The sequence below is a fragment of the Stenotrophomonas maltophilia group sp. SKK55 genome, from assembly GCF_057179845.1.
The window spans coordinates 1-386 of sequence record NZ_JBXUHP010000042.1; the positions used below are offsets into that span (position 1 = coordinate 1).

At 60.6% G+C, this 386-nt stretch carries 1 protein-coding gene; it reads left to right on the forward strand.

All coding sequences use genetic code 11. From position 1 onward, the window contains the following. Positions 1-386, forward strand: a 386-nt coding sequence (locus tag AC2A1N_RS13845; protein WP_484372618.1) for an arsenic resistance protein, incomplete at both ends; no start/stop codon positions are given.

Consider the following 386-nt stretch of genomic DNA (forward strand, 5'->3'; position numbering starts at 1 on the left):
ATGGGGGCGTTGTTCGAGGGTGTGCCCAGCGCGTTGAACAGCCTCTCCATAGGGTCGACCAACATCCCGATCGCGATTGGTCTGATCCTGATGATGTATCCGCCGCTGGCCAAGGTGAAGTACGAGGAACTGCCGCGGGTCTTCGCCGACAAACGGGTACTGATGCTCTCGCTGCTGCAGAACTGGATCGTCGGTCCGTTCCTGATGTTCGGCCTGGCCGTGCTGTTCCTGCGCGATTACCCCGAGTACATGACCGGCCTGATCCTGATCGGGCTGGCACGCTGCATCGCCATGGTGCTGGTCTGGAATCAGCTTGCCCGCGGTGACGGCCAGTACGTCGCTGGGCTGGTGGCATTCAACTCGATCTTCCAGATTGCGCTGTTCAG